Below are 2,826 nucleotides of genomic sequence, written 5' to 3'. Positions count from 1 at the left end.
CGGAAAGCGTGTGGTAAGCCTCGGAAAACCGAACGAAAATCTCTGAGTGCTTAGATTTTTATTATCTTTATTTCATAGCAGCCACTTTTTCAGTGACCTCGCATACGCTCCTGTGGGGTCTCGTCTTTCTCGCATTCCCACAGGAGTCTACGTGTATTCAGTCTGCTGAGTACCTCTTTTCCCATTTTTCATGTGAAAAACAACAAACTTTGAGAAAATAGCCTTTAAAAAAATCGACCTGCTTGAACCTTTATCCAGTCATTTCGTCATTAATGAGAAAAAAGCTGTCTCCTATAAGTCAGATTTAACGACCTTCAGAAATCAGCTCCTTCTCACTAAACAATATTAATTTTTACTCTTTATTTTTTCTTAGTATTGTACTTTGAACAATCAAGTTAAATAAAGATAATAAAATACTAAAAAACATACTCATTCCAAAACTTGATATCTCGAAACTGTCTCCCATTAACTGGGCAGTTAAATATAGTGTTATTGCATTAATGACAAATAAAAATAATCCTAAAGACAGTATTGTTACAGGCAATGTCAATAGTATTAATATTGGCTTGACAATAATATTTAACAAAGAAAGGATAATACTTGCTCCAATTGCCGCACCAATCCCTGATAAATAAAAGTAATCTTGAAAAAGTCCTGCAAGCGCAATAAAAAATATTGCATTGATGACAATACCAACTATCCATCTCATCTAACTTTACACCTCATTTGGCAAAACAAAAATTAATAGTAAATAAATTAATACTAACGGAAAAAAACCGGTTGGAATCAACGCAATCAGAAATATAACTCTTGCAAGATTCGCATTTATATTAAACTTTTCTGATAGCCCACCAATAACTCCTGCTAATTTTCTATTGTTTCTAGAACGGGTCAACTGCTTCACTTATTATACGCTCCTTTCTTCTTAACTTTGCTGCACAATTTTTTGTATTTTTATAGACCCTGTTTTTGTATTCGCATCAATTATTGTACGCTGTGGTTTGGATTGTATAGATTGAAACTGAAGTGTCTTTTGCAGAACCTCATTTTTTTCCTCTATTATTTGTATACCCTCTAATTCTACATTAAACCCTCCAAAATTCGTTTTTAAGCTTCCATTGACAGCTAATTCATCCGAAATATTCACTTCTATGCTTCCGGTTGTTCCCTTTAGATCAAGGTACTCACATTCTTTCGAGTGGTTTGTACATACTAAATTACCATTAAAAGATTGTACATCCACTTTGTTAAAGTGCCCTTCCACCTTTATTGCGCCATTAATTGTTTCTGCATCCAGTTCTTCCACGATGCTTTTTTCCATTTCAATACTGCCGTTTGCTGCATCTGCTTCTACTTTATTTATGCGGCCTGCAACGATTGTAATTTTGCCATTTGCTGTTTTTGTATATACTTGATCAGCTACTAGATCAAATGTTTTAATCGGCCCATTAAATAAACGAACCTTTACCGTTTTGTAAGCTGATTTTGGGATATATACATTTGTGTAAAGTTTCATCCATTTATGATGAACTTTTAGCTCTAATTTTTCTTGGTCTGCAGAAATATCCACTTCTTTTAAAAATGTTTGCTTAGCTTCCTCGTAATTTTCTACCCGATAAACTTTCGCTTTACATTCTACTCTAATTTCTTGATTATCCCATGGAATCAGCTCCACTTCTCCATTAGGAATATCGATATCGATATTTTCAGGTGCAAGATCCGTGTATTGAAAAATATGAGAAACTTCTTCATAATGACCAAAATTTAAATCAAGATCGACATCTTTTACTTTTTTTATCGTAGAATCTACAAATCCAAAAATTTTCTCTTTTGCAGATTGAAAATTAAAGGAAGGTGTTTCCTTGAATGTTTCCTTTTTCTTTTCCTGAAATTTCACTTCTGTCGCTAACTCATTTACGGTTTCTTTTTCATCTACTGCACTAGAGTGAGCAAAGTCACTTTGATCTACTTTTTCTATTAAAGCAAGCGCTTCATCTACCGTTAATTTCCCGCTTTCTAGCAATTGTAAAATGCGTTTTTTCTCATCTGCCATTTTTTATTCCTCCATTCATATTATGTTAATCATCAAGAAGTAGATTCTATTTTTCGCCTATCATTTGTTTTACGGATTAAACTTCTTTTATAAACAACAATTGAATTCCCTTTACAAGATTCCATATAGAAACAATTGCATATAACAAACCCGATATAATAATAAAAGAAATAAAAAGAAATGGTTCAGAGTTTAAATTACCGTAGTTATCCATTATAAAAATAATAATAATTAGCAAAACTGGTATTAAAAGAACTAACTGAGATAGCAGCCCTTTTTTTGCATGTATTTTTACTTCTTTATCTTTTGTTGCAAAAAGAACTGCAATTGGAAAAATAATAGGTATCACAAAAATGCTTAAATAACAAAGACTTGCAAGCACATTACGGACATTCACTTCCATCCTCTCCTTTCTCTTTAATACGGTTTATCCGTCTTAAAGTTTCATTATTATAATCGGTTTGCACTTTCCATCCTTTTTATTTTATGTAAACATATACTCCTTAAGAATACTGTCCAATTTCCTTAACAAAAAAGACTGATTTTGTATAGATTGTTGCTTTTAAACTCGCAGCCTGAATACACTTCGCTTTCCGTGGGCGAGCGTCGAGCCTCCTCGTCGCATACGCTCCTGTGGGGTCTCGCCTTTCTCGCATTCCCACAGGAGTCTACGTGTATTCAGTCTGCTGAGTACTTCTTCTCCCATTTTTTCACATAAAAAACAACAAACTTTGAGAAGACAGCCACAAAAAAAGAAATGCACATGCATTTCT

General features: G+C 33.4%; 4 protein-coding genes. All 4 read right to left on the bottom strand.

Annotation, left to right across the window (positions count from 1 at the left end):
• Positions 1–352: 352 nt before the first annotated feature.
• The 4 genes from ACTXGU_RS22175 to ACTXGU_RS22160 all read right to left on the bottom strand — a co-directional run bounded on the left by ACTXGU_RS22175 (position 353) and on the right by ACTXGU_RS22160 (position 2,450).
• Positions 353–709, bottom strand: a complete 357-nt coding sequence (locus tag ACTXGU_RS22175) for a phage holin family protein (protein ID WP_443483688.1) — start codon at positions 707–709, stop codon at positions 353–355.
• A 6-nt stretch (positions 710–715) separates the two neighbouring features.
• A complete protein-coding gene (locus ACTXGU_RS22170; protein ID WP_443483687.1) occupies positions 716–904 on the bottom strand; it encodes a PspC domain-containing protein in 189 nt (62 codons plus the stop codon).
• Positions 905–925: 21 nt separating this feature from the next.
• Positions 926–2,053, bottom strand: a complete 1,128-nt coding sequence (locus tag ACTXGU_RS22165) for a DUF4097 family beta strand repeat-containing protein (RefSeq protein WP_443483686.1) — start codon at positions 2,051–2,053, stop codon at positions 926–928.
• A gap of 76 nt (positions 2,054–2,129) precedes the next feature.
• Positions 2,130–2,450 (bottom strand): hypothetical protein, encoded by a 321-nt coding sequence (locus ACTXGU_RS22160; protein WP_443483685.1) that lies wholly within the window; start codon positions 2,448–2,450, stop codon positions 2,130–2,132.
• Positions 2,451–2,826 lie beyond the last annotated feature (376 nt).

This window comes from Niallia sp. 01092, from assembly GCF_052318935.1.
In the GTDB taxonomy this organism is placed as follows: domain Bacteria; phylum Bacillota; class Bacilli; order Bacillales; family Cytobacillaceae; genus Niallia.
The sequence above is the reverse complement of the archived record's forward strand: the minus strand, read 5'-3'. Positions and strand labels throughout refer to the sequence as shown.

Excerpts from the sequence above, each read along its gene's own strand:
- ACTXGU_RS22175 (WP_443483688.1), bottom strand. The coding sequence starts at position 709 with ATGAGATGGATAGTTGGTATTGTCATCAATGCAATATTTTTTATTGCG.
- ACTXGU_RS22165 (WP_443483686.1), bottom strand. The coding sequence starts at position 2,053 with ATGGCAGATGAGAAAAAACGCATTTTACAATTGCTAGAAAGCGGGAAA.